Annotated in this window: 22 protein-coding genes; 8 read left to right on the top strand and 14 right to left on the bottom strand. The window is 53.9% G+C overall.

Annotated elements, in window-relative coordinates:
* Positions 1-8: 8 nt before the first annotated feature.
* Both frsA and gpt read right to left on the bottom strand, forming a co-directional pair.
* Positions 9-1,259 carry an esterase FrsA gene (frsA, locus tag AB8809_RS05100; protein ID WP_349854390.1) on the bottom strand — a complete coding sequence of 417 codons (1,251 nt, stop codon included), beginning with the start codon at positions 1,257-1,259 and terminating at the stop codon, positions 9-11.
* A 215-nt stretch (positions 1,260-1,474) separates the two neighbouring features.
* Entirely contained in the window at positions 1,475-1,933 is a 459-nt protein-coding gene (gene gpt, locus AB8809_RS05095) for a xanthine phosphoribosyltransferase (RefSeq protein ID WP_010282559.1), read from the bottom strand.
* A gap of 330 nt (positions 1,934-2,263) precedes the next feature.
* Between gpt and pepD the strand changes: the two genes are divergently transcribed.
* Positions 2,264-3,724 (top strand): beta-Ala-His dipeptidase, encoded by a 1,461-nt coding sequence (gene pepD, locus AB8809_RS05090; RefSeq protein WP_349854389.1) that lies wholly within the window; start codon positions 2,264-2,266, stop codon positions 3,722-3,724.
* 67 nt (positions 3,725-3,791) lie between these two features.
* On the opposite strand, the gene dinB is transcribed toward pepD, so the two are convergent.
* Complete coding sequence (dinB, locus tag AB8809_RS05085) at positions 3,792-4,850, bottom strand: DNA polymerase IV (RefSeq protein WP_181830371.1); 1,059 nt, start codon at positions 4,848-4,850, stop codon at positions 3,792-3,794.
* A 75-nt stretch (positions 4,851-4,925) separates the two neighbouring features.
* Positions 4,926-5,726: a helix-turn-helix transcriptional regulator gene (locus AB8809_RS05080; RefSeq protein ID WP_181830370.1), complete on the bottom strand. Its 801-nt coding sequence runs from the start codon at positions 5,724-5,726 to the stop codon at positions 4,926-4,928.
* Between the two features lie 230 nt (positions 5,727-5,956).
* Here AB8809_RS05080 and AB8809_RS05075 point away from each other — a divergent pair, with 230 nt between their 5' ends.
* Positions 5,957-6,727 (top strand): class I SAM-dependent methyltransferase, encoded by a 771-nt coding sequence (locus AB8809_RS05075; protein ID WP_369987572.1) that lies wholly within the window; start codon positions 5,957-5,959, stop codon positions 6,725-6,727.
* Between the two features lie 257 nt (positions 6,728-6,984).
* Entirely contained in the window at positions 6,985-7,719 is a 735-nt protein-coding gene (gene dpaA, locus AB8809_RS05070; RefSeq protein ID WP_015841444.1) for a peptidoglycan meso-diaminopimelic acid protein amidase, read from the top strand.
* Here the strand turns inward: dpaA and AB8809_RS05065 are convergent.
* Positions 7,690-8,457 (bottom strand): class II glutamine amidotransferase, encoded by a 768-nt coding sequence (locus AB8809_RS05065; RefSeq protein WP_015841445.1) that lies wholly within the window; start codon positions 8,455-8,457, stop codon positions 7,690-7,692. The genes dpaA and AB8809_RS05065 overlap by 30 nt on opposite strands.
* A gap of 49 nt (positions 8,458-8,506) precedes the next feature.
* Positions 8,507-9,088 (bottom strand): D-sedoheptulose 7-phosphate isomerase, encoded by a 582-nt coding sequence (lpcA, locus tag AB8809_RS05060; protein ID WP_005975726.1) that lies wholly within the window; start codon positions 9,086-9,088, stop codon positions 8,507-8,509.
* A gap of 349 nt (positions 9,089-9,437) precedes the next feature.
* On the opposite strand from lpcA, the gene fadE reads away from it, so the two are divergent.
* Both fadE and yajD read left to right on the top strand, forming a co-directional pair.
* Positions 9,438-11,885, top strand: coding sequence for an acyl-CoA dehydrogenase FadE (gene fadE / locus AB8809_RS05055; RefSeq protein ID WP_349854388.1), 2,448 nt, complete (start codon positions 9,438-9,440; stop codon positions 11,883-11,885).
* A 98-nt stretch (positions 11,886-11,983) separates the two neighbouring features.
* The gene (gene yajD / locus AB8809_RS05050) at positions 11,984-12,334 is read left to right on the top strand and encodes an HNH nuclease YajD (RefSeq protein ID WP_010282592.1); all 351 of its coding nucleotides are present in this window, start codon (positions 11,984-11,986) and stop codon (positions 12,332-12,334) included.
* 65 nt (positions 12,335-12,399) lie between these two features.
* Here yajD and mtnK read toward each other — a convergent pair whose 3' ends face one another.
* Positions 12,400-13,602 (bottom strand): S-methyl-5-thioribose kinase, encoded by a 1,203-nt coding sequence (gene mtnK, locus AB8809_RS05045; protein ID WP_194430860.1) that lies wholly within the window; start codon positions 13,600-13,602, stop codon positions 12,400-12,402.
* Positions 13,603-13,754: 152 nt separating this feature from the next.
* Here mtnK and mtnA point away from each other — a divergent pair, with 152 nt between their 5' ends.
* Positions 13,755-14,783, top strand: coding sequence for an S-methyl-5-thioribose-1-phosphate isomerase (gene mtnA, locus AB8809_RS05040; RefSeq protein ID WP_349854387.1), 1,029 nt, complete (start codon positions 13,755-13,757; stop codon positions 14,781-14,783).
* A gap of 322 nt (positions 14,784-15,105) precedes the next feature.
* On the opposite strand, the gene AB8809_RS05035 is transcribed toward mtnA, so the two are convergent.
* Genes AB8809_RS05035 through AB8809_RS05025 form a run of 3 tightly spaced genes read right to left on the bottom strand, consistent with a single transcriptional unit; the run spans position 15,106 to position 16,951 of the window.
* Positions 15,106-15,651, bottom strand: coding sequence for an acireductone dioxygenase (locus AB8809_RS05035; protein WP_349854385.1), 546 nt, complete (start codon positions 15,649-15,651; stop codon positions 15,106-15,108).
* The gene (mtnC, locus tag AB8809_RS05030) at positions 15,648-16,337 is read right to left on the bottom strand and encodes an acireductone synthase (protein WP_349854384.1); all 690 of its coding nucleotides are present in this window, start codon (positions 16,335-16,337) and stop codon (positions 15,648-15,650) included. The genes AB8809_RS05035 and mtnC overlap by 4 nt, the downstream gene beginning before the upstream one ends.
* A complete protein-coding gene (locus AB8809_RS05025) occupies positions 16,334-16,951 on the bottom strand; it encodes a methylthioribulose 1-phosphate dehydratase (protein WP_014916420.1) in 618 nt (205 codons plus the stop codon). Before AB8809_RS05025 ends, mtnC begins: the two co-directional genes overlap by 4 nt.
* Before the next feature lie 179 nt (positions 16,952-17,130).
* Here AB8809_RS05025 and AB8809_RS05020 point away from each other — a divergent pair, with 179 nt between their 5' ends.
* Both AB8809_RS05020 and AB8809_RS05015 read left to right on the top strand, forming a co-directional pair.
* On the top strand, positions 17,131-18,288 hold the full coding sequence (locus AB8809_RS05020; RefSeq protein WP_349854383.1) for a pyridoxal phosphate-dependent aminotransferase: 1,158 nt from the start codon (positions 17,131-17,133) through the stop codon (positions 18,286-18,288).
* Positions 18,276-19,043, top strand: coding sequence for an amidohydrolase (locus AB8809_RS05015; protein WP_015841452.1), 768 nt, complete (start codon positions 18,276-18,278; stop codon positions 19,041-19,043). Before AB8809_RS05020 ends, AB8809_RS05015 begins: the two co-directional genes overlap by 13 nt.
* Positions 19,044-19,103: 60 nt before the next feature.
* Here AB8809_RS05015 and cysI read toward each other — a convergent pair whose 3' ends face one another.
* The 4 genes from cysI to AB8809_RS04995 all read right to left on the bottom strand — a co-directional run bounded on the left by cysI (position 19,104) and on the right by AB8809_RS04995 (position 25,799).
* Complete coding sequence (gene cysI / locus AB8809_RS05010) at positions 19,104-20,798, bottom strand: assimilatory sulfite reductase (NADPH) hemoprotein subunit (protein WP_369987570.1); 1,695 nt, start codon at positions 20,796-20,798, stop codon at positions 19,104-19,106.
* Positions 20,799-21,050: 252 nt separating this feature from the next.
* Positions 21,051-23,030 (bottom strand): glycoside hydrolase family 3 N-terminal domain-containing protein, encoded by a 1,980-nt coding sequence (locus AB8809_RS05005; protein WP_349854380.1) that lies wholly within the window; start codon positions 23,028-23,030, stop codon positions 21,051-21,053.
* A gap of 274 nt (positions 23,031-23,304) precedes the next feature.
* On the bottom strand, positions 23,305-24,558 hold the full coding sequence (gene hpxK / locus AB8809_RS05000; protein WP_349854379.1) for an allantoate amidohydrolase: 1,254 nt from the start codon (positions 24,556-24,558) through the stop codon (positions 23,305-23,307).
* The gene (locus tag AB8809_RS04995; RefSeq protein WP_349854378.1) at positions 24,555-25,799 is read right to left on the bottom strand and encodes an alanine--glyoxylate aminotransferase family protein; all 1,245 of its coding nucleotides are present in this window, start codon (positions 25,797-25,799) and stop codon (positions 24,555-24,557) included. The genes hpxK and AB8809_RS04995 overlap by 4 nt, the downstream gene beginning before the upstream one ends.
* Between the last annotated feature and the right edge of the window lie 35 nt (positions 25,800-25,834).

Below are 25,834 nucleotides of genomic sequence, written 5' to 3'. Positions count from 1 at the left end.
GATCATGCTTAACACACTTTATCTTGCAACCATCCGCTGATTTGCTGTAGCGCGCGATCGAAATTCTGGTACACCGGCGAGAAGTTAACCGGCAGCAGTTTCCCTTGTGCGGATGAGTTCACTATCAGGCTGGCCTCTTCTTTCGGGCACAGCGGATCGTTATCCCAGTAGCCTGCCAGCATTGGCGTCGGGCAGCGACGTCCGAGTAGCCCCTGCGTTTTCAGCGAATAACGTCCCAGCTCAGTTTTCAGCGAGGTATCCGTCGAGAAGGGCATACCCAGACGACTCGCTAACACATCCATAAACATATCCGGCACCTGCTGCTGGCGAGTCGAATCGCTTAATAGGTGATGCACCAAAGGGCCGAGACAGGCCACACCGCGTAAGCGCTGCGATTCCAGATACGCCAGCCGAACGGCAATATTGGCGCCAAAGCGGAAACCAAACGCCACAACGCGCGAGTGATCGACCCACGGGACATCCGGCAGCGCACGCAAGAGTTGCTGATGCAGGAAACTGGAATCCTGAGTCAATTTCCAGCGGGAAGAAAATCCAACGGAGGGAACATCAATCGTCAGCATTGCCATGCCTGCCGGCGCAAAATAGTCCTGAAACAGGCGATGATAATCGCTCTGCAACATTTCCAGGCTGCCGCACATAAGCACAGTTGGGAAAGGCGCTTTCGCCTGCGCTGGCATATGCAGAAAACCGGTCAGCGTGCCGCCGCCCGTAATCGGGAAGGTTAATTCTTTGAGTTCATAAGGAAGATATTTAGCCGCTTCTTCATAGGCGCGGTTTGCCAGCGTTTGCGCCTGCTCTGCCAGCTCATCGCCTTTAATATGCGGATAGGCAGCAATGCTGTAGAGATTGGCGGCGTTCAGCCAGAATTGTCCGGTTTGCGCATCATCGCCGCTTTCTGTTGCTCGCTGCTGCCAGTCTGCACCCTGCTTCGCCCATTCATAAATCCAGTTACCGCCGCGGTAGCCGATCACCGTATCAAGCAGTTGCTCGTTGCTTCTGTCGGCCTTGCTGGCCGCGATACGCGACAGCACGTCTTCGATTTCCCACGGGTCGACGCCACGCCAAATCCACATCAGCCGGTTAATCATGCGATACCAACTGCGGGTCTTTTCCCCTTCCAACGTAGAATGCAGCCCCTGCACGTCCTGACTATTTCGCGTACGTCGAACCAGCGTCGAGGTTTCTGGATGTTTAAAGGATGGTTTGAATAGCGTTTCAGACAGGTTAGCTTGCGCCACAGCAGCCTCCATTAATGTAAACCGCTGTTAGCGGACATCAGACGACTTCTTCGTCACCCGTTAAAGTGTAACGAACTCAGACCAGAGAAGACAAATATCAACGGCAGAAACACACGATCGGATCAAAGCCTGCGCTAGAAATTACCACAGTTCATAAACAATAATGCCCGGCTAAACCGGGCATTGATGGAAATCGATATTTATCGGTGGGACGATTAGCGGCCAGACAAAGGCGGAACAAACACCACGCCCATATCCCACGGCTGTTCAATCCAGGTGTCCTGCGGAATATCAATGACGTAATCGTCAACCAGCGGTTTACCTGCAGGCTTAGCGAAAATGGTCACAAAATGCGCTTTCGGGTACATATCACGGATTGCTTTTGCCGTACCGCCCGTATCGACCAGATCGTCAATCACGATAAACCCTTCGCCATCTCCCTCGGCACGTTTCAGCACTTTCATTTCGCGCTGGTTGTCGTGGTCATAACTGGAGATGCAAACGGTATCAACGTGACGAATACCCAGCTCACGCGCCAGCAGCGCGCTTGGAACCAGACCACCGCGGCTGACGGCAATGATGCCTTTCCATTGATCGGCAGGCAGTAAACGCTGTGCCAGTTTGCGGGCATGAATTTGCAACATATCCCAGGTTACGACGTACTTTTCGCTCATAAAATATATCCCAGCCGAATAAAAAACGGCTTAAGTTGAGTCTGAGGGGGGAAAAAGGTTGCGCGAGATTATAGATAGCCGACAACATAAAAACCAGTTTTTCTCAACGTGAGAACCGAGTTTTTCCCGCCAACCTGCGCTCTGCCGAGCCCGCTGATTCATATTGCAGCAGGAAAAATAAGTCAGGGCCGACGGCAATTCCCCTGCTTTGATGGAAAATGATATTCTGTTATGACACGCCATGTTATGTGGCTAACCGCGATTAACTTTTAACCTATAGCCCTGCCCGCCAGAACGCGAAGGCTGGCCGCTAACAAGGAGACTGAAATAGTGTCTGAATTGTCTCAACTTTCCCCCCAGCCGCTGTGGGATATTTTCGCCAAGATCTGTTCCATTCCGCATCCGTCTTATCATGAAGAAGCGCTGGCCGCACACATTCTGGAATGGGCTAAAGAGAAAGGCATTCATGCCGAGCGCGATCAGGTCGGCAATATCCTGCTGCGCAAAGCGGCAACCGCAGGTATGGAAAATCGCAAATCTGTCGTATTGCAGGCGCATCTGGACATGGTGCCGCAGAAAAACAACGACACCGTACACGATTTCACTACCGATCCTATCCAGCCTTATGTTGATGGTGAATGGCTGAAAGCACGCGGCACCACGCTGGGCGCGGATAATGGCATCGGTATGGCGTCTGCGCTAGCGGTGCTGGCCGATCCAAACGTCGAGCATGGCCCGCTGGAAGTGCTGCTGACCATGACAGAAGAAGCGGGTATGGATGGCGCGTTTGGCCTGCAACCAAACTGGCTTCAGGGCGAAATCCTGATCAATACCGATTCGGAAGAAGAAGGCGAGATCTACATGGGTTGCGCGGGCGGTATTGATTTCATTACCCGTCTGCCGCTGACGCGCGAAGTTCCACCGGCTGGTTACCAAACGCTGAAACTGACGATTAAAGGGCTGAAAGGCGGCCACTCCGGCGGCGATATTCATCTGGGTCTGGGTAACGCCAATAAGCTGCTGGCTCGTTTCCTGTTCGAACAGGCGAAAGCGCTGGATATCCGCATTCTCGATCTGAATGGCGGGACACTGCGTAACGCCATTCCACGTGAAGCCTTCGCCACGCTGTCACTGCCAGCTGCGAACGTCGAGCAGTTGAAGACGCTGAGCCAGGAGTATCTGGCGGTGCTGAAAAATGAACTGTCCGCCGTTGAGAAAAACCTGACCGTACTGGTGGAAGCCAGCGACAGCAATGAGCACCCGCTGACGCAGGACAGCCGCGATCGTCTGCTGGCGCTGCTCAATGCCACACCAAACGGCGTGATCCGCATGAGCGACGAAGTCAAAGGTGTGGTGGAAACATCGCTGAATCTGGGCGTTGTGACAATGGAAGACGACCACGCGGAAATCATCTGCCTGATTCGTTCGCTGATCGACAGCGGTAAAGATGCCGTCGTCGGTACGCTGACGGCGCTGGGTCAGTTGGCTGGCGCGAAAACGTCACCGAAAGGCGGCTACCCGGGTTGGCAGCCGGATGCGCACTCACCGGTCATGGCGCTGGTTCGCGAAACCTATCAGAAGCTGTTCAACAAGACGCCGAACATCATGGTGATTCACGCCGGTCTGGAATGTGGTCTGTTCAAGAAACCGTACCCAGACATGGACATGGTTTCGATCGGGCCAACCATCACCGGGCCGCATTCGCCGGATGAACAAGTGCATATCGGCAGCGTCGATCTGTACTGGAAATTGCTGACAGAACTGCTGAAAGCGATTCCGCCACGCGCTTAATCGCGTAGTCGTAAAAATCAGGGCGGCGCATAGACGTCGCCCCTTTTTTATCCTCAACTAAACAGCCTTATCCCCAATCAAACACCAGTTGCCGCTCAATTTGCGGGTCGAGCAGCGTCACATGTAGCCCAACCAGCCGGACGCCTCTGGATTTACGCCGCTCCTGCCAGGTTTGCTGTGCCAGCTTTAACAGATCCTGTTTATTCAACATCGGCCACACATGTTCCTGCGTGGTTTGCTGAAAATCATCAAACTTGAGTTTGACGCCCTGACGCGCAATATGCAGATCGGGTTTTACCCGTTTCAGGCGAACTTCCAGCTCTTGATAAAGCTGTTCAATCAGATGTTCACACTGTCCCCAGTCGTGGATATCCTGCGCCAGCGTCTTCTCCACACCGACCGACTTCCTCAGCCGATCCGGCGAAATCCGTCGTTCATCGATTCCCTGACATCGCTCCCACAGTACGCGGCCAAACTTGCCAAATTCTTTAAGCAGATCCGCCAACGCGTACACCCGCACATCCGCACAGGTATGCAGGCCGCGTTCTTCCAACCGTTTCGCCGTCACCTTCCCGACGCCGGGGATCTTTTCCAGCGGCAGCGACAGCAGGAAATCATCCACCTGCTCCGGCGTAATGACATATTGTCCATTCGGCTTATTTAACTCAGACGCGATCTTTGCCAGAAATTTGATCGGCGCAATCCCCGCCGACGCCGTCAGATTCAGCTCATCCGCAATAGTTCGACGAATTTCTTCGGCAATACGTGTCGCCGAACCGTTGCAATGCGGACTGTCGGTGACATCCAGATAAGCCTCATCCAGAGAAAGCGGTTCGATCAGCGAGGTGTAGCGGGCGAAGATATCGCGGATTTGGCGCGAGGTGGACTTATACACATCCATGCGGCCGGGCAACAAGGTGAGGTGTGGACACAGGCGCAAAGCGGTTGCCGTCGCCATCGCACTGCGGACGCCGTAGCGTCGGGCAGGATAGTTAGCGGTACTGATGACGCCACGGCGATCGGCGCTCCCACCAATCGCCAAAGGAATATCGCGCAGGCGCGGGTTATCACGCATCTCAATTGCTGCGTAGAAGCAGTCCATATCAACATGAATGATTTTGCGCATACTGGCCCTCTGACAATACTGTATAAATATACAGATCAAAGTCAGTATAGACAAGCAGCGCAATAATGCCCGCGTTTACTGCGCGATCAGCATCACCAACTTAAATTCCCCCTGTCCGGCAGGATGGAAAGTCTGTTGATGATAGGCGACCTCTCCCAGCAGAGGGTGGTGGAAACGTCGCTCGCCGCCTTCACGGGCGGTTACCGCCTGCTGAGACCACCAGAGATTGAACTCGCGGCTTTCTTCACACAGCGCCATCACCACGTGCCGAACGGACTCGACAGACGCATAATGGCTGGACTCCGCCCGAAACTCCGCCACCACCCGTCTGGCACGTTCCGGCCAATCAGCGACCAGCGATCGTGCCAGCGGGTTAAGAAACATAAAGCGCAGCAGATTCGGTTCAGGATCGTTTCCCAGCCATCCGGCGAACAGCTGTTCCGACGGCGCATTCCACGCCAGCATGTTCCAGTTGCCATCCAGAAGATACGCAGGACAGGTAATATGGTGCAGACTGGCGGCAACCCGCGCATCGAGCGACATTGCCCTACCCTGCTTCTGAGGATCCTGTACGCCAGCCAGACTAAAAAGATAATCATGCTCTGCGGGTTCCAGCTTTAACGCCTGCGACAAGCGAGTCAGCGCCGAGGCGGAAGCGGACACATCACGCCCTTGCTCAAGCCAGGTATACCAGGTGGTGCTGATGCGGGCGATTTGCGCCAACTCTTCGCGGCGTAATCCACTGGTACGCCGCCGACCGGACGCGGGCAAGCCGACCCTTTCCGGCGAGGTCCGCTCACGCAGTGCCCGTAAGAAAGCCCCCAGCGCCTTTGGGCCGCTCAGAGAATTGGCAGACATAAACGAATTTGCAGACATAATCAGGTGTCCTTTTCATCCCGCTTGTCCAAACGGCACTCGATGACAACAGCATGAGTGAAAGAAGTGTTAATTAAACAGGGAGTATTTTATACCCGTATAAATGCTCATATTGTACCCGTATTTTTCCCTCACTATAGTGTTTTCAGACCGACGTCTTCTTTAGTGGCTGGCGCGCCGCCGTTTACCCCAGATAAAACAAGATCAATTCAGATAGAGCGAGAGCAATGATGGAAGAAAAACAGGATCATAATCGTCGTGTTGAACGCCAGTTCGGATCACAGGCACAGAGCTACCTGACCAGCGCGGTGCATGCGCAGGGCAAAGATTTAACCCAGTTGGCTGCCTTATTAGCGCCTTTTCCGCAGGCACAGGTGATCGACGTTGGCTGCGGTGCCGGACACGCCAGCTTCGTTGCCGCACAGGCCGTCGCGGAGGTTGTCGCCTACGACCTGTCTTCTCAAATGCTGGAAGTAGTCAGTCAGGCTGCGACACAGAAAGGGCTGAATAATATCCACGTTCAGCAAGGCGTAGCCGAGTCTTTACCGTTCGAAGATAGCAGCGCTGATATCATCATCAGCCGTTACTCCGCGCATCACTGGCATGATGTCGGGCAGGCGCTGCGGGAAATGCGTCGCGTCCTGAAACCAGGTGGGCGCGTTATCATGATGGATGTCGTGTCTCCCGGTCATCCGCTGTTGGACAGCTATTTACAGACGGTAGAGAAACTGCGGGATACCTCGCACGTGCGTAATTACGCGCCGGGCGAATGGCTGAGTCTGTTTACGGAAGCAGGGTTTATCGTGCGTAACGTCACCAGCGACAGACTGATGCTGGAGTTCAGCAGTTGGATCGCCCGTATGCGCACGCCAGAACATTTCGCTGTCGCGATTCGTGAACTGCAAAAAACGCTGCCGGACGAGGTGGTGCAACATTTTGACGTACAGGCAGACGGTTCCTTTGTCACCGACATTATGATGATAGAAGCCACCCGCGCCTGACCCGCGTTCTCCTACTATTAACAACCTCACATTGAGCAGCCCGTACCCTTTCGGGCTGTTTTTTGTAAATGTTATTTTTTAGCGCTTTTCAACGCTTGATTAATATGAAACCAATGATAATGTGATTTCGTTTTCGTCGTTATCTATTCGCCGACGAAATATATACCGATAACGGCTGTCCCCACGCTTTCGCTAAGACACCAGTAGCGCGACGCGGATGCCGCGTGTAGCAGGCAATTTTATTATCAGGAATCATAATGCAAAAAATCGCGCTGTCGTTTGCGATGTTGTTTTTTTTGCCTTCTCTTGTTGTTACCAGCGCAGCCAGCGAGACCGCACCGCCGCTAGCGCCGATAGCAAAAGAATTAAAACAGCAATTATTAGGCTCTCCGATCTATATTCAGATCTTTAAAGAAGAGCGAATATTCGAACTGTATGCGAAAGTCGGTAACGAATACCGTTTATTGGATCAATACCCAATCTGTAAATATTCGGGCGGGTTAGGGCCAAAACGCGTTGAAGGCGATTTAAAAAGCCCAGAAGGTTTCTATCAGGTCGATCTGCGTCAGTTAAAACCAGACAGCCAATATTACCGCGCAATCAATATCGGTTTCCCCAACGACTATGATAAATCACAGGGATATTCCGGCCGCTATTTGATGATTCACGGCGAATGTGTGTCGGTTGGCTGCTATGCCATGACCAACACCTACATGGATGAGATTTATCGCTACGCTGAAGCAGCGCTACGCAACGGTCAGCCGAAGATTGATATCGCTATCTACCCGTTCCGCATGACGGAACAGAACATGCAGCGCCACCGTAATTCCACCTACGCCAGCTTCTGGAAACAGCTTCAGCCGGGGTACGCCTATTTTAATCAGCACAATCAGCCACCGGCCATCACGGTATTTAACGGGCAATACGTCGTTAACCCACCGTTGATGACCAGCCAGCCGACCTTAAAGTATGCGCTCGCCGAAACAAAATAGAACGAATTCACCTGGCATGATCTGATGCCAGGTTTCGTTGCCCGTCAGCGGCTGCGTCGCTAATACCGTGACGACATCATTGGGTGTCGTCTGCTGCTGAAAATCAATTTCCACATCCTGATCTAACAACGTCGCTTTACCAAACGGCGCACGGCGGGTGATCCAATAGAGTTTGGTTGAGCAGTACCCCATCACAAAGCGCCCGTCCGACAGCAGCATGTTAAACACGCCTTTCTCCCGCAAGACATCCGCCTGTTTGGCGATATAGCGGAATACCGCAGGCCAGTTGCCCGGCGTGCGTGGGTAACGCTCGGACAGTTGGGACAGCAGCCAGCAGAAAGCAAATTCGCTGTCCGTTTGGCCGACAGGGCGAAACATCCCCGTTTTCAGGGTGCTATAGCCTTTCAGTTGCCCGTTGTGAGCATACGTCCAGTTTCGCCCCCACAGTTCGCGGGTAAAGGGATGGGTATTTTCCAGCGACACCGCGCCGCGATTCGCCTGGCGGATATGTGAAACTACCGCACACGATTTGATCGGATAATCCTGCACCAGTCGGGCAATCGGCGAGTTATAGCTTGGCAGCGGATCTTTGAACGTACGACAGCCGTTCCCTTCATAGAAGGTGATTCCCCAGCCATCCCGGTGCGGACCGGTGTTTCCACCGCGTTGTATCAGCCCGGTAAAGCTAAAGCAGATATCCGTCGGTACGTTCGCGCTCATCCCCAGCAATTCACACATCTGACTTTCTACCCTTCCCTTCTTGCCCTTTTAGAGCGTATTAAGCGGCTTACTGATCCGCCATCTCTTTTTCAATCAGTTGAATCAGGATGTGGATCGCTTTGATATGGATTTCCTGAATGCGGTCGGCATAACCGAAGTGCGGAACACGAATTTCCACATCGGCTGAACCCGCCATTTTGCCGCCGTCTTTCCCGGTCAGCGTAATGACTTTCATGCCTTTCGCTTTTGCTGCGGCAATCGCTTTAATAATGTTGCCGGAGTTACCAGACGTGGAAATCCCCAGCAGCACATCGCCTTCACGTCCCAGTGATTCGACATAGCGCGAGAATACAAAGTCATAACCAAAGTCATTGCTGACGCAGGACAGGTGGCTCGGATCGGAAATCGCAATGGCCGGATAGCCAGGACGGTTCTCGCGATAACGCCCCGTCAGCTCTTCAGCAAAGTGCATAGCGTCACAGTGTGAACCACCGTTACCACAGGAGATCACTTTACCACCCGCTTTAAAAGCGTTAGCCAACAGCACCGCAGCGTTTTGAATCGACTGAATGTTCGCATCATCACTCAAGAAATTATTCAGTGTTTCCGCCGCTTCTTTCAGTTCACTACGGATTAAATCCTGATACATGGAATCCTCTCATTTTGTCTGGTGACAGTATCATCTTCTGCCATGCAGTGTAGCGGATCGTACTAACAGCGAGAAGCGCGTAATCACGGGATCGAGAGGATCGCTGATGCTCGTCAGAAAACGCACTACTGCCGTTCGGTTTGTGAAGTGAGTTGTAATTATGATGTAAACGAATTGATAAAAATAATCAGATAAACTACAACGAATATAAGCAACAGGTCAGACCTCTTACGACATTGACCTATTACGCCTTATTTCACTGATGAAAACGGTTCTCGCTTTCCACTGGCACACTAAGCTTGGAGAAAAGTGAAAACCCTCCATTCGATCACAATGCTGGAGACACGTTATGGTTGCTGTCAGTATCCTCCTCCTACTGATTATCATCGGAGCGATGTTTTATCATCGGCTCAGTCTGCTGCTCGGCAGCGCCATTCTGCTGGCCTACTTCGCAGCCATGTCCGCGATGTTACTGTGGCCAGTCTGGCTGATGATTCCGCTCGTGATCCTGCTGATTCCGATTACGGTTCCTTCCCTGCGTCAAAAATTGGTTTCCGCTTCTGCGCTGCGCATGTTCCAGAAAGTCATGCCGCCGATGTCGAACACGGAAAAAGAGGCGATCGATGCCGGGACAACCTGGTGGGAAGGCGATCTGTTTCGCGGCGCGCCGGACTGGAAAAAGCTGCATAACTACCCGCGTCCGCAATTGACCGCCGAAGAGCAGGCGTTTATCGACGGGCCGGTTGCTGAAGCCTGCCGGATGGCAAACGACTTTGAAATCACCCACGAACGCGCCGATATCCCACCAGAACTGTGGGAATTTTTAAAAGAGCACCGTTTCTTCGCCATGATCATCAAGAAGCAATACGGCGGGCTGGAATTCTCTGCCTATGCACAGGCACAGGTACTGCAAAAACTGGCTGGCGTCTCCAGTATTGTGGCGATCACCGTCGGCGTGCCTAACTCACTCGGCCCCGGCGAACTGCTGCAACACTACGGCACGGAAGCGCAAAAAGATCACTACCTGCCACGTCTGGCACGCGGTCAGGAAGTCCCCTGCTTTGCGCTGACCAGCCCGGAAGCGGGCTCGGATGCAGGTTCGATTCCCGATACCGGGATTGTCTGCTACGGCAACTGGCACGGCGAACAGGTTTTGGGTATGCGCCTGACCTGGAATAAACGCTATATCACACTCGCGCCAGTCGCCACCGTGCTGGGGCTGGCCTTTAAACTGTACGATCCCGACCATCTGTTAGGCAATGAAGACGACGTCGGCATTACCTGTGCGTTGATTCCGACGGATACCGACGGCGTTAAAATCGGCCGTCGTCATTTCCCGCTAAACGTTCCGTTCCAGAACGGGCCGACGCAGGGTGAGAACATTTTTGTCCCGCTGGACTACATCATCGGCGGTGCGAAGATGGCGGGTCAGGGCTGGCGTATGCTGATGGAATGTCTGTCGGTCGGACGCGGCATTACGCTGCCGTCCAACTCCACCGGTGGGCTGAAATCGATTGCTCTCGGCATTGGTGCTTACGCGCACATTCGCCGCCAGTTCAAGATCTCCATCGGTAAGATGGAAGGCATCGAGGAGCCGCTGGCACGCATCGCGGGTAACGCTTATGTGATGGACGCCGCCGCAACACTGATTACCAGCGGCATCATGCAGGGTGAAAAACCGGCGGTGCTCTCCGCTATCGTCAAATATCACTGTACCCACCGCGGTCAGCGCAGTGTGATGGATGCGATGGATATCGCCGGTGGTAAAGGTATCTGTCTCGGCCCGACCAACTTTCTGGCACGCAGCTATCAGGGCGCACCGATTGCGATCACCGTGGAAGGGGCGAATATCCTGACGCGCAGTATGATCATCTTCGGGCAAGGCGCCATCCGCTGTCACCCTTATGTGCTGGAAGAGATGGCCGCAGCGCAGGAGAACGATGTATCACGCTTTGACCGTGCGCTGGTTGGTCATATTGGCCACGTCGGCAGCAACAAAGTGCGCAGCTTCTGGCTTGGATTGACCAACGGCCGTCTGAGCCGTGCGCCAGTGAACGACAAAACGCGTCATTACTATCAGCAGCTTAACCGACTCAGTGCGAATCTGGCACTGCTGGCAGATGTATCGATGGCGGTACTGGGCGGCAGCCTGAAGCGTCGCGAACGTATCTCGGCGCGCCTCGGAGATATTCTCAGCCAGCTTTATCTGGCGTCAGCCACACTGAAACGCTATGAAGACGAAGGGCGTCAGAAAGCGGATTTACCGCTGGTGCACTGGGGCGTGCAGGACAGCCTGCATCAGGCCGAGCAGGCGCTGGACGATCTGCTGCGTAACTTCCCGAATCGTGTCGTGGCAGGACTGCTGACTTTCATCATCTTCCCACTGGGTCTGCGCTGCCCGGCACCATCTGACCACCTCGATCATGAGGTCGCGAAGATTCTGCAAACGCCGTCAGAGACGCGTAATCGTCTGGGACGCGGTCAATATCTGGTTGCCAGCGAACACAACCCGGTCGGGCTGCTGGAAGAGGCTTTACTGGATATCATCGCCGCCGAGCCGATTTACCAACGTCTGGCGAAAGCCAGCAACAAGCCGCTGCCGTTCATGCGACTGGATCAGTTAGCAGAACAGGCGCTGGTGGAAGGTCAGATTACCGCAGAAGAAGCGGCTATTCTGACCAAAGCCGAAGCCAGCCGCTTACGCTCAATCAACGTGGATGACTTTGCGTTCGACGCACTGGCCGCCAATAAGCCTAAACCAGTATCGCAGTCAGAAAGAAAAACCGAAGCAGCATAAACAGCAACAGGCCGCCAATATGGCGGCCTGTTCTTTCATTTACACACGCATCAGTTGTAAAATCCACATCCTCTTTCCTTCTGAATGAAACCCGACACATGGCTTACATCCCCAAGAACTACGCCAGACTTGAAAGCGGCTACCGCGAAAAAGCGCTCAAACTTTTCCCGTGGGTATGTGGTCGCTGTTCACGCGAATTCGTCTATTCCAACCTGCGTGAATTAACCGTTCACCACATCGATCACGATCACAGCAATAACCCGGAAGACGGCAGTAACTGGGAAATGCTGTGCCTCTACTGTCACGACCATGAGCATTCAAAATATACCGATGCGGATATGTATGGATCGACGGTCGTCGCGGGTGAGGATGCGCAGAAGGATGTTGGCGTTGCCACGCACAACCCTTTCGCGAATTTGCAGGCGATGATGAATAAAGGGAAGAAATAGGTCTGTTTACCGCTCCCATCCGATTCACGATGGGAGCGAGAACTTACATAACGCCGTTACGCGAATCAGGCACCGCTCTGCCGTACACGCGCCAGCAGCGCATCCACATCAGCAATATGCGGAGCCGCCAGCACTAAGGTTCTGCCCAGTGAGATAGCATGACGCTGGCACGCTAAACGCGCTTCCGTTTCCTGAATACTGTCCAGATCGGCGACGTGCGCCAGCCCAATCGTGCGGCGAATCAATTCGGTTCCACAGTACCCAACGGCATCCCGCCATACCTGCTGTAAAAACAGCGCGGCATAGCCCGATTCCGCCAACGCCGGATCGCGGCTTTCATTGTCGCTCAACGCTAGAAAACGAGCGGAAAAGGTCTGCCACAGCGTACGAATATCTTCCAGACGTCGTTCACGCCCTGCCGCCGCCTCACGCGGTGCCAGCAGCCCCGGCAGGCCGCAATAATTCAGCAGCAGGTTGCCGATTGCCGTACCGACATCAAAACCAATCGGCCCGTAGAAACCAAATTCAGCATCAATCGCCTTTAAACGCCCTTCTGCGACAAAAATCGAACCGCTATGGATATCACCGTGCAGTAACGCCTCGGCTTTGCTCAGAAAGCCATGCTTCAGCCCGGCAACCGCCAGCTTCAACGCTTTATCGTCACGTAGCGCCTGTACATCCGGCGTCAGCGCCGCGTCAAACTGGTTTCTTTCATGATCGATATAAGGATCGGTAAAGAAAAGGTCTTCGGTAATCTGACACAGTTCAGGGTTGGTGAACTGGCTCACCGCCGCTTTCTTCTCATGCGGGTGCTGATGAAAATCAGAAGTGTGGAATAACGTCTGTGCCAGATATTCTCCCAACTGTGCTGCCGCCTGAGGATAATCCGCCCCTTTAACCAGCTCGCTACGCCAGATACGATGATCGGAAAGATCTTCCTGCACCATTACTGCCAGTTCGGGATCGTGATAGAGCACGGTCACGGTGTGCTGCGGACAAAAGCGCGCGTGTGTCAGCAACGTTTCGGCCTCAATGCGGGCGCGATCGAGGGTCAGGGGCCAGGATTCTCCCACGCACCGCACATAAGGCAGCGCCTGTTTGACAATCACTCGGCTGACGCCCGTTTCATCTTTAATTTTAAACACCAGATTCAGATTGCCATCGCCGATTTCTTCTGCGGCTACCAGCGTTTGCGGCTGACTGACACCGCCGAACTGGCGGGCATATTCAACAGCGTCATTCGCCGTAAAAGTGCGGTAAAGTGACATTCCAACTCCTCGCTATTCTGAAATCAAAACGGTTCTAAAATTAAAACTATCCTTGAACTAAATATATGGACATAAAAACGTTCGGACGTCTATACATCTATTAGGCATCTTGGCAGAATAAGAATATCGATGCAACATGGATTTAACGACCGATGCAGACACTTAACACCACCAGCCTGAAAATCGTTGATAACCAACTGTGGATCCTCGACCAGCAGGCGCTACCGCAAGAAAAATGCTGGCGCCCTTGTCCGGATGTCGCCTCACTGGTTGAGCATATCCAAACGCTACGCGTACGCGGCGCCCCGCTGATTGGCCTATCCGCCAGCCTGCTGCTCGCCCTACTGGCAGAGAAAGGGTTATCGCAGGCCGAACTGGCACAGGCGCTGGACACGCTGCGGGCATCGCGCCCTACCGCCGTGAACCTGATGAACAATCTGGATCGCATGAAACTAGCGTTGGCACAGCCGCAGTTTGTCGCTGCGCTGGCGCAGGAAGCTCTACGGCTGGTAGAAGAAGATCGCGCGCTGTGCGAACGCATTGCCGACCATGGCGCAGCGCTGGTGAAACCCAACAGCCGCTTACTGACCCACTGCAACACCGGCGGACTGGCAACGGCAGGTATCGGCACCGCCATCGGTGTGCTGCTGCGTGCACACCAACAGGGAAAGGTCACTCAGGTGTGGGTTGATGAAACCCGACCACTCTTGCAGGGCGGACGCCTCACGGCCTGGGAACTCGGCGAGCTGGGCATTCCTTATCAGCTAATCTGTGATTCGATGGCCGCCAGCCTGATGGCACAGGGCCAGGTCGATGCGATTTGGGTCGGCGCAGACCGCATTGCCGCCAACGGCGACGTCGCCAATAAGATCGGCACCTACAGCCTCGCGGTGCTGGCACACTATCACCAGATTCCGTTTTACGTCGCGGCACCGCACACCACGCACGATCCCGCGTGCCCGGACGGTCGAGCCATTCCTATCGAACAACGCGCCGCCGCCGAAGTCACTGGCGTTTCCGGCAGCTTCGGTCACTGCCAGTGGGCACCGCAGAACGCCGCGGTATACAACCCAGCGTTTGACGTCACCCCCGCCGAATTAATCAGCGGCTGGATACTCGATACTGGCGTGGTCACGCCACAGGATGTGAAAGAAGGGATATTCCAGAACACCCTGAAATAGAAAAAATAAATTTCAGTAGTGCCATTCTTCCCGGCGTAAATATGCCGAGGAGATGATGGGCTTCTGGATGAGCCGCACGGACGCGGCGAAAGCCAGTGCCGCGTCGGGAACGCGTCACTGGCGATCCATCAGAAGCACATTAACGACGAGGGAACCGCGATAGCGGCATATTTCTCGCCAAAAGCCAGGGTTCCCAGGGCGACGGCGATTGAGCCGCCCTGGGTCGGGCGTTTCGGAACATGCAACATAGAACGGCAAATGTAGAAACGCACGAAACATACTCGTTCATTCATAGAGCGTTTGTTTACAACAAGCTCTAGAGCTATCGCACCAATTTCGGATACGCATCGGCGATCTTATCGCCGGTAAAATGCGCGATCCAACCTTCCGGGTTATCGAACAAGCGGATGGCGGTGAAGTGCGGTTCCGGCCCCATATCAAACCAGTGCGCCGTGCCTGCGGGTACCGACAGCAGATCGTTCTTCTCACACAGGATCTGGTAGATCTTGCCGTTCAGGTGCAAGCAGAACAGCCCCGCGCCTTCGACGAAAAAGCGCACTTCGTCTTCATGGTGGACATGCTCGGATAAAAACTTGGTGCGCAGCTCCGCACGTTGCGGATTATCGGAACGCATACTGATGACGTCCCAGCTCTGATAGCCTTTTTCTGCCACCAGCTTATCGATTTCATGCTGATAGGCCGCCAGCACTTCTTCAGACGACGGCGCGTCGCTCAGCTTCTGGCTGGCTTCCCAGCGTTCAAAACGTACGCCGATTTCGTTCAGTTGTTTCTGAATCACCTCGGCATCCTGACTTTGCCAAATCGGCTGGCTTGCATCGCTGTCGCTAAAAATGGTTAATCCACTCATTGGGCGTACTCCGGTAAGTCGATCTGGTCAAAACGAGCCACCTGACGGTGACGGCTTACGCTATCCGCATCATCGCGAATAAGCTGGCAGGTGTGCCAACCGGCCTCCTGCGCGGCATCCAGCTCCTGACGAATGTCCGATAGGAACAGAAGTTGCTCAGCCGGTAGCCCGATGGCTTGCGCAATCGTGCGATAAGAATCGGTCTCGCGCTTCGCGCCGACACAGGTATCAAAATAGTCGCTGAACAGCGGACGCAGGTCACCCGCGTTGCTGTAACCGAACAGCAGTTGCTGCGCTTCTACCGAGCCTGATGAGTAAACATACAGGCGCAGGCCTTGCTGCTGCCATGCAGCGAGCTGCGCCGCCACTTCAGGATACAAATGCCCCTGAAAATCACCGTTGCGGTAGCCCGCGCGCCAGATAATGCCTTGCAGCAGCTTCAACGCGGTAGATTTACGGTCCTCATCCATAAACTGGTTCAGCGCGGCAATCAGTGTCTCACTATCCGCATCCGGCTGGCTCAGTTCCTGACGCAGCGCGTCCAGCGCCTGCGCGATCTCAGGATCGCTACCGTGCTGCCGCACCGTGTCGGCCAAACGTTCCCGGGCATAGGGAAACAACACGCTGTGGACAAAACGAATGTCGCTGGTGGTGCCTTCAATATCCGTCACAATGGCCTTAATCATGCTTTCGCCTCCAGCAGTCGCCGTTGCAATTCACATTGGAACAGGAACTCCAGCCCTTCCAGATGGCGACGTGCTTCTTTCACCGTGGCGCCCCAGCAGTAAAGGCCGTGGCCGCGCACCAGAAAACCGTAGCGCAACGGCGTGTGGCTAGCGTACTCGGTCACCCGCTGTGCCAGCGCCGGAATATCCTGATCGTTATCGAAAATCGGGATTGCCACGCGATCCAAATGGGTCGTCTGCCCCGCCAACGATTTTTGCATTTCATAGCCGTGCAGCACCAGTTCAGCGCCCTTTTCTACCCGAGACAGCACCGTGGCGTTCACCGAGTGCGTGTGCAGCACCGCACCAATAGTCGGTTCTCGGCGATACAGCAACGTATGCAGCCCCGTTTCCGCCGATGGCGTACGGCCGCTCGGAACATGGTTCGTGGCAATCTCCACCAGCAGGAAATCCTCTGCCTGAAGGCTGCCTTTGTCTTTACCCGATTCGGTAATCAGGCACTGCGCGTCATCAAGGCGTACGGACATATTGCCGCCCGTCGCCGGACACCAGCCCTTCTCGCCGATCCAGTGACAGGCCGCAAGCAGCGCCGTCAATTGTTGATTTTCAGTCATGAAGCTTCCCGTTTTTGGTCTTTCTTTTTCAAAGCATGCAGTTGCAGGTTTAGATCTTTTCATTATGTCTTAGCACGCAAAGGCATTTAGCCGTTTAAACGTCCAAGCGTCTTGATTGCCAAATACTAACAGCATGTTATATTACGAGGCAATACAGGCTTGCAGGAGTCCTACCCGCTATGAGCGCCGCGCTAATCCCCGACAGTAAACTGCCTTCGCTAGGCACCACCATTTTTACTCAGATGAGTGCACTGGCCCAACAGCATCAGGCCATCAATCTATCACAAGGTTTCCCTGATTTTGACGGCCCGGACTATTTACAACAGCGGCTGGCGTATCATGTCAGTCAGGGGGCGAACCAATATGCGCCGATGACTGGCGTCGCGCCGTTGCGTCAGGCAATTGCTGAAAAAACAGAAGCGCTGTACGGCTGGCGACCAGATGCCGATAGTGAAGTCACCGTCACGGCGGGTGCCACTGAAGCGTTGTTTGCCGCCATTGCTGCGCTGGTGCGCCCCGGCGACGAAGTGATTTGTTTCGATCCCAGCTATGACAGCTATGCGCCTGCCGTTACGTTGGCTGGCGGCGTACTCAAACGCATCGCCTTGCAGCCGCCAGCGTTTCGCGTGGACTGGTCGCATTTTACTGACCTGCTGAGCGATCGGACTCGTTTGGTCATCCTGAATACCCCACACAACCCGTCCGCCACCGTCTGGCAGAAGGCCGATTTTGAACAACTGTGGCAGGCGATTGCCGCACGTAACATCTTTGTACTGAGCGATGAGGTCTACGAGCACATCTGTTTCGACAGTGAAGGGCACGCTAGCGTGCTGGCACACCCGTCGCTGCGCCAACGCGCCATCGCCGTCTCATCGTTTGGTAAAACGTTCCACATGACCGGCTGGAAAGTCGGCTACTGTGTCGCCCCCGCGGTCTTGAGTGCGGAAGTGCGTAAAGTTCACCAGTATCTGACGTTCTCCGTGAACACACCTGCCCAGTTTGCTATTGCCGATATGCTGCGTGAACAGCCGCAACACTGGCGTGAACTGCCCGATTTTTACCGTGCCAGACGCGATCGCTTCATCAACGCGCTGGCGAGCAGCCGTTTCGAGATTCTGCCCTGCGAAGGTACCTACTTCCTGCTGGCGGACTATCGGGCGATTTCCGGTCTGGACGATGTCAGTTTCTGCCGCTGGCTGACCGAACACGTTGGCGTTGCGGCCATTCCGCTGTCCGTCTTTTGCGCCGACCCGTTCCCACATACGTTGATTCGACTATGCTTTGCTAAACAGGAAGCAACGTTGGATGCCGCTGCGGAGCGTTTATGTCGACTTTAAAGATTTCATTACTGCAACAGCCGCTGGTCTGGCGCGATGGGGAAGCCAATCTGCGCCATTTCGATACCTTATTGGCAGAGATGAGCGGACACGATCTGATTGTGTTGCCGGAGATGTTCACCACCGGCTTTGCAATGGAAGCCGCTAAAGGCAGTCTGGAGCAGTCAGTTGTAGAAGCGTGGCTGCACCAGTGGGCGCAGAAAACGAATGCCCTGATCGGCGGTAGCGTCGCGGTGAACACACCAAAGGGCGCAGTGAACCGTTTCCTGCTGGTCGATCCGCACGGTGAGGTGTATCACTACGACAAACGCCACCTGTTTCGCATGGCGGACGAACACCACCATTATCAGGCAGGCACAGAACGGGTCACTCTTGAATGGCGCGGCTGGCGCATCTGTCCGATGATCTGTTACGACCTGCGTTTCCCGGTCTGGTCGCGCAATCGGCAGGACTACGATCTGGCGCTGTATGTCGCCAACTGGCCTGCGCCTCGCGCAGCACACTGGCAGACGCTGCTGGCCGCGCGCGCCATTGAGAATCAGGCCTACGTTGCAGGCTGTAACCGCGTCGGCACTGACGGCAACGGTCACAGCTACCGTGGCGACAGCCTGATTATTAATGCACAGGGGGAAATCCTGGCTTCTGCCGCCCCCAACCAGCCTGCCCGTCTGGACGCAGAACTGTCGCTGGAAGCGCTGCAAAGCTATCGGGAATCCTTCCCTGCCTGGCGCGACGCCGATCGTTTTACGCTGTAGTGACCGCTCTTCTCCTATCCCAACCCCATCACGTAAGATGAGGTTGGGAAACCATTTCAGCTACACCGCAGTGTGAAAATCGACGGGCGCATGGATTACAGGCATGACAATTTTCGCCCTGATAACAAAATCGCCGAAGCCTTCACCCACCTTTCTCTCCTTCGCCCACAAACCAATCAGCCGTTCGATTTCAGTCAGTAATGTAGGAACGTCGATATTATCTTTATACAAGCGAGGAATGCGTGTCCCTTCACGATTGCCACCAAGGTACAGGCTATAACGTCCCACAGCCCGCCCAATCAGCCCCACTTCCGCCAGCATCGCTCGCCCACAGCCATTGGGACATCCGGTAATGCGAAAAACGAACGACTCATCGCCTACGCCGTATTTATGCAGCAAATGCTCTATTTGTGAAACGACATCCGGAAGGACTCGCTCCGCTTCGGCCATCGCCAACGGACAAGTGGGAAACGAGACGCAGGCCATGGAATCTTTACGCTGTGACGATAGCGATGAATCCAGCAACCCATACTGCCGGGCTAATGCATCGATCTGCGCTTTATCGTCGCTTGCCACCCCAGCGATGATGATGTTCTGGTTCGCCGTCAGGCGAAAATCACCGTTGTGCACGCGGGCAATAGCCGCGATACCGCTTTTATTTGGTAATCCCGGTTTATCCAGCAGACGCCCACTGGGAATAAACAACGTCAGGTGGTGCTTGCCATCAATCCCTTCAACCCAACCAATGCGATCGCCACGTTCAGAAAAGACATAGGGTTTTAGCGGAGAGAACGTTACCCCACTACGTCGCTCGACCTCGGCTTTAAAGACGTCAGCGCCAACACGTTCAAGCGTATATTTTGTCTTCGCATTGCGGCGATTCTCACGGTTACCCCAATCACGCTGAGTTGATACCACCGCCTCAGCAATCGCCAGCGTATGTGCCAATGGAATAAAGCCAAACTCCGTCGCCAAGCGGGGATACGTGCTGGTATCTCCCTGCGTCATCGCCAAACCACCGCCCACCAACACATTGAAACCAACCAATTGATCGCCATCGCCGATAGCGACAAAGCTCAGATCGTTAGCATGAATATCCACGTCATTCTGCGGTGGAATGACCACCGCCGTTTTGAATTTTCTCGGCAGATAACTTTTTCCCAGAATGGGTTCGTCATCGGGTTGAATAATTTTCTCTTTATCCAACCACACTTCGGCATAAGCATTTGTGCGCGGTAAAAGGTGCTCAGAAATCTTCTTTGCCCATTCCCAGGATTGACGATGCAAAACAGATTCAACCGGGTTAGCGGTACACAGTACATTGCGATTGACATCTCCTGCGGTGGCTCGCGAATCCAAGCCGAGATGATTAAGCAGCTTATGTACGGGTTTGATGTCATCTTTCAGCACACCATGCAATTGCACCGTCTGTCGATTGGTAATACGAATGCTGCCATAAAGCGTGTGCTCACGCGCAAAGGCATCAATGCCTAACCACTGATGCGGCGTAATGATCCCGCCCGGCAAACGGACACGCAGCATAACGGTATGCAATGGCTCCAGTTTCTGAGCAATACGCTCTTGCCTGATATCCCGATCATCCTGCTGATACATGCCATGAAAACGAATTAACTGAAAATTATCCGCAACAAATCCCCCCGTTAGCGGGTCGGCTAAATCATCTTGAATCGTCCCGCGCAGATAATTACTTTGTGTTTTAAGACGTTCGTTATCAGACAGTTTTTTATCGCTCATCATGCTCCCTCATTGTTTATTCTGACGTAGTGGAATAATACGAGCGGAGTAAAGCAGGCCTTACCGAGAATCAATATATACAGTCCTTTTCATTTCCCCTATAACAGTAAATGGCATAGATAAAATAAGGTGTTAACGCGCAATGAAAAACAGAACAAATCATTATTTCATATAGCAACAAGACATATAAGCAAAATAAATAAGGCCAGTTTACATAAACACACTGGCCCCAGATTGCTAACTAAGCCACGATTATTTCGTTAAACCGAATCCAAAGGGAAAGAGCGGTTTTTTACTGTCATAGGGTACACCGGGTTGCTGATTGAGTACCGCTTTCATGGAAGACGGTAACTCAAATGGGAGTTTCCCGGTATATGCCTCTCCAGACATAAGTTGCTTGAGTAACACATCGTCACTGATCCCAAAGTTGGCGATAACAGCCTGGGCTTTATCCACGATATTGGTCAGAATAGCCGGACGATCCAGATACACCGTCACGATTGTCGGTACGCTGGCACTGGCCCTGACAATCGTTTGGTATTCTGGATTGTTTTCGGTATAGGCTAATGAACCTTCGTGGTGTTTGGCACCAAAGTAGAAATTTTTATGTGGTTGCTCATACGGTGCAACGCTGCGAACCACAGCGACATCGGCGAGTTCTGGCGTTTCTACCACGATCAGCCCAGCCTTTTGAGCAACGCTCTTATCGATTCCATCCAGCCAGACTTTGCTTCCCGCGCGCAATGGCAAGATATTTTTATTTTGCAGCAGTACCAACGCGCGTCTCTGTGCCTCATCCGCCTGCTGCTGCCATTCTGCCTTACCCACCACCAGGCTTGCCTGTTCTGCATGAACGTAAGGACGTTCAAACAAACCAATCTGGAATTTCTGTTTCAGTAAACGCCTGACAGAAACATCCAGACGCGACTCAGTCAGTTTTCCACGCTGTACCGCGCTAATCAGTACCGAAGAGTTAGTGACACCACCAAACTGATCGACACCCGCCTCTACCGCTTTAATGAATCGCTGTTCTACCGTCAGGTTTTCAACGCCCCACGGCATGCCACGCGGTACGGGCTTTTCATTCGGCTTAGCCCCCGTAACACAGTCATCTTTACAATCATTGGTGATAAGCCAGTCGCTAAGAATGACGCCATCAAATCCGTAAACCCCACGTAGCAAATCGGTTAATAGAAAACGGTTAAAGCCCGCGCCGACTTGCTCAATCGGCTTTCCTTGCCACGTCGCGTCTTTCAAAATGGAGTAGGTTGGCATAATGCCTGCGACACGCGCCTCAAATGCTCCGGTAAAAGGCTCGATATGCTGCTGGAGATCGTTCTTTTTGAAGATGGCATATTTGCCATAAACATTGTGGCTATCCCACCCATCCTGCGCAGCGCCATATCCGACCCAGTGTTTAACGATACTGATGACACTTTGTGGATTCAGGCCATTTCTGCCATTTTGCATGCCTTCGATATAACCCCTGACCATTTTCTTGGTCAGTTCCGCATCTTCACCAAACGTTCCACTACTCCTTGACCAACGCGGTTCCGTTGCCAGATCGGCCTGCGGTGATAGCGCCTCCGTGATCCCGACTGCACGATATTCCTGACGCACAATATCGGCAAACTGCCGGGTCAGTGATTCATCACCAATAGCGGCCAGCCCCAGCGTTTCAGGCCATTTACTAAACTTTCCAGAGGAAACGGATGCGCCAACCAAATACTGGAACGCATTGCGCGGGTCACTGCTAATCGTCAGAGGAATCCCTAGGCGCGTATTTTCTGCAATCTGCTGTAATTTATTATTTTCCTCCGCCATTTGCGTAGGATCGTCACCGGACAGGCGAGTGATAAAACTGCTGATTGACCGCTCAGCAATCATTTTTCTCGCCGTATCAATATCATAAGCAGACCCTGCGCCAATCACACTCCCCGTCGTCGGGGCGGAACCATGCATCATCAACCCCGCTTTTTCCGCCAGCGTCATACGCGTAACCAGATCGTTCGCTCGTTGATCGGGAGATAAACGCCAGTCTTCATATGGATTGACCTTTCCATCACGGTTCAGGTCTTTAAATGTCAGACCATCCAGCATAATGGTTGGCACATCGCGATACCCTAATTCTGCTTGTGATATTGCAGAAGCAATCGGAGAAAAAAATAAAGGTACAGAGGAAAATAATGGTGCGGCTAAAGATAATACAAAATGCAGTCTGTTTTTTCTCATTATGGCTACTCTCATCAAGGTAAATATCCATCACGCGATAAAAGTAATGCCCACCTGAGTCGACATTACTCTTTTTAAATACATCCATTATTTATGCGCGAGATTTTTAAACTGAATGTCCTTACCCGAGATGAGACTACGCCAGATAAAAAAACGAACTCAATGTGGAGTGAGCATAATTTAGATATGTGTCAAATAATTATTTCGACACTCTAAATAATTAGGCTCTGTTATATCATTATTTCTCGTCACTGTTATATAAATAGAGGCGCCATTATGCTGCCTTAAACACCGCCTGATAAAAAGCCTGTAGCGCCAGCGCCACATCTGCGGTGGTCACGGATTCATCAGGGTGGTGGCTGATACCGCCACGACAGCGAACAAACAGCATCGCCACTGGCCAGCGTTCAGCGATAGCGATGGCATCATGCCCTGCGCCGCTCGGCAACAGCAGCGTTTTACCCTGCACCTGCACCACTGCCTCGTTTAATATCGACTGCAAGGTGGGATCGCAGCGGGTTGCAGCAATACGGTAATATTCCTCGGCACTAAACTGGCAACCGCGCTGGTGCGCGATGTCCTGCCCTAGCGTCAGGAGTTTCTCTAACAGCGCATCCAGCGGTGCATCCTCCGGCCCGCGAATATCCAGCGTCATCTTCACTTCACCGGGAATGACGTTCGCCGCGCCCGGCAAACACTGCAACGTACCAAACGTGGCGACCAGATGGGGATCGCTTTCACGCGTAGCCCGCTCAGCCTGCGCCATCCAGTCCGCCGCCGCCGCCAGCGCATCTTGCCGTTGCGTCATCGGTACGGTGCCCGCATGTCCCGCCAGCCCAAGGAACGTGCAGTTGAGCCGCCGCGCACCGTTGATCGCCGTGACCACCCCCAGCGCCAGATCCTGCTGTTCCAGACACGGTCCTTGCTCGATGTGCAATTCCAGATAGGCGGCGATGTCGCTGACCGGACGCGCGGCCAGCGCCACCTCAAGCGGATCCAGCCCCGCAATGGTCAACGCCTGCGCCACGCTGGTGCCTTCGGCATCCTGACACTCCAGCCAGCTCTCCGGCCAGGTGCCTGTTAGCCCTCGACTACCGAGCAGCGTAATACCAAAGCGTGTCCCCTCCTCATCGCCGAAGCCGATAATTTCCAGCGCCACGGGCAGACGAGTCCCCTGTTGATGAAATGCGCGCACCACTTCAATCGCCGTCAAGACGCCTAGCATCCCGTCATAGCGTCCGGCATTGCGTACCGTATCCAGATGCGAACCGAGCAGCAGCGCTGGTGCATCCGGCGTTAATCCTTCGTAGCGACCGCAAATGTTGCCAACGCTATCCTGCCAGACACTCATCCCCGCTTCGCGCATCCATTCTCCCACCCGTGCATTGGCGCGCAGGTGCTCCAGCGACAGATAAACGCGGGTCAACTGGCCGGGCGTTTCGCTGATTTCTGCCAGCGCATCGCAACGCGACATAATCTGCTCAGAGGCAACGCGTGCCGCAGCGGGCGACATCAACATTTCACTCATGCACGTCCCTCGTCCGTCGCGTAACAACTCCAGGCAGCCTGCAACGCTTCACCCTGCACCGTGCGGAAACCCAGCCGATTTAATACAGCCTCCAGCGCCGTCAGCGTTTGCATCACGCAGTCTTTACGTGCGTTGTAGCCCATCGTGCCGATGCGCCAGATCTTGCCCTGAAGTGGGCCAAACGAGGTGCCGATCTCAATAGCAAAATCTTCCAGCAATAGCTTACGCACCTGTTCACCGCGCACACCGTCAGGAATCACCACGCCCAGTACGTTATTCATTTTGTGGGGCAACGAACCAAAGGTTTCCAACCCCATTCCCTGAATCCCCGCCACCAGCGCATTACCATGCAGCGCATGGCGGGCAATACTGCGTTCCAGCCCCTCTTCGAGGATCGTCCGCGCACACTCGCGGGCGGCAAACAGCATGCTCGTCGCCTCCGTATGGTGGTTCAGACGCTCCGGCCCCCAGTAATCCATTACCATGCCCAGATCGAAATAGTTGGAATAGATCATCTCGTCATCGCCATCCTGATGCGCGTCCGTTCGGATCCCCTGTTCTACGCATTTACGACGGCGGATCACCGCTTCCATCTGCGGGCTGAGCGTGATCGGTGAGCTGCCAGACGGCCCGCCGAGACACTTCTGTAATCCAGCCGAGACGGCATCCAGTCCCCATTTATCCGTTTCCAGCGGGTTACCGCCAAAAGACGCCGTCGCATCGGTATAAAACAGTACGCCATGACGGCGGCAAATCTCGCCTAGCTCTTCCAGCGGCTGCAGCATGGTGGTCGAGGTGTCGCCCTGCACTGTCAGCAGCAGGCGTGGACGTACCGCCTTGATCGCGTCTTCGATTTGGTCAGGCGAGAACACCTCACCCCACGGCACATCGATGGTATGAACCTCAGCGCGGCAGCGACGGGCAATCTCACAGAGCAGATGACCAAAACGACCAAATACCGGCACCAGCACCTTATCGCCAGGCCGGATTGATGACAGCAGAATCGCTTCGATCCCCGCGCGCGAGGTGCCATCCACCAGCATCGTCCAGCGATTTTCGGTGCGGAAAAGCTGACGATAAAGCGCCATGACCTGATTCATGTAGTTCGTCATCGCAGGGTCATACTGTCCAACCAATTGGCTGGCCATCGCCCGTAATACGCGCGGATCGGCGTTGATCGGCCCCGGCCCCATCAGTAAGCGATGAGGTGGATTAATTTGCGCGTACAGTTCGCTGCTCATGGTTATATGCTCCAAACTTTTGTTTCGACTTACAC

Origin of the sequence: Pectobacterium aroidearum (assembly GCF_041228105.1) — a bacterium.
Taxonomy (GTDB): domain Bacteria; phylum Pseudomonadota; class Gammaproteobacteria; order Enterobacterales; family Enterobacteriaceae; genus Pectobacterium; species Pectobacterium aroidearum.
Note: the sequence above shows the minus strand (reverse complement) of the source record. Positions and strands in the feature narration are given on the sequence as shown.

Coding starts and splice junctions, on each gene's coding strand:
- hpxK (WP_349854379.1), bottom strand. CDS start 24,558: ATGAGTGAAATGTTGATGTCGCCCGCTGCGGCACGCGTTGCCTCTGAG.
- AB8809_RS05020 (WP_349854383.1), top strand. CDS start 17,131: ATGAGCGCCGCGCTAATCCCCGACAGTAAACTGCCTTCGCTAGGCACC.
- lpcA (WP_005975726.1), bottom strand. CDS start 9,088: ATGTATCAGGATTTAATCCGTAGTGAACTGAAAGAAGCGGCGGAAACA.
- cysI (WP_369987570.1), bottom strand. CDS start 20,798: ATGAGCGATAAAAAACTGTCTGATAACGAACGTCTTAAAACACAAAGT.
- dpaA (WP_015841444.1), top strand. CDS start 6,985: ATGCAAAAAATCGCGCTGTCGTTTGCGATGTTGTTTTTTTTGCCTTCT.
- AB8809_RS05080 (WP_181830370.1), bottom strand. CDS start 5,726: ATGTCTGCAAATTCGTTTATGTCTGCCAATTCTCTGAGCGGCCCAAAG.
- AB8809_RS05035 (WP_349854385.1), bottom strand. CDS start 15,651: ATGAGTGGATTAACCATTTTTAGCGACAGCGATGCAAGCCAGCCGATT.
- yajD (WP_010282592.1), top strand. CDS start 11,984: ATGGCTTACATCCCCAAGAACTACGCCAGACTTGAAAGCGGCTACCGC.
- gpt (WP_010282559.1), bottom strand. CDS start 1,933: ATGAGCGAAAAGTACGTCGTAACCTGGGATATGTTGCAAATTCATGCC.
- AB8809_RS05065 (WP_015841445.1), bottom strand. CDS start 8,457: ATGTGTGAATTGCTGGGGATGAGCGCGAACGTACCGACGGATATCTGC.
- AB8809_RS05075 (WP_369987572.1), top strand. CDS start 5,957: ATGGAAGAAAAACAGGATCATAATCGTCGTGTTGAACGCCAGTTCGGA.
- AB8809_RS05025 (WP_014916420.1), bottom strand. CDS start 16,951: ATGACTGAAAATCAACAATTGACGGCGCTGCTTGCGGCCTGTCACTGG.
- AB8809_RS04995 (WP_349854378.1), bottom strand. CDS start 25,799: ATGAGCAGCGAACTGTACGCGCAAATTAATCCACCTCATCGCTTACTG.
- mtnA (WP_349854387.1), top strand. CDS start 13,755: ATGCAGACACTTAACACCACCAGCCTGAAAATCGTTGATAACCAACTG.
- mtnK (WP_194430860.1), bottom strand. CDS start 13,602: ATGTCACTTTACCGCACTTTTACGGCGAATGACGCTGTTGAATATGCC.
- fadE (WP_349854388.1), top strand. CDS start 9,438: ATGGTTGCTGTCAGTATCCTCCTCCTACTGATTATCATCGGAGCGATG.
- dinB (WP_181830371.1), bottom strand. CDS start 4,850: ATGCGCAAAATCATTCATGTTGATATGGACTGCTTCTACGCAGCAATT.
- AB8809_RS05015 (WP_015841452.1), top strand. CDS start 18,276: ATGTCGACTTTAAAGATTTCATTACTGCAACAGCCGCTGGTCTGGCGC.
- mtnC (WP_349854384.1), bottom strand. CDS start 16,337: ATGATTAAGGCCATTGTGACGGATATTGAAGGCACCACCAGCGACATT.
- AB8809_RS05005 (WP_349854380.1), bottom strand. CDS start 23,030: ATGAGAAAAAACAGACTGCATTTTGTATTATCTTTAGCCGCACCATTA.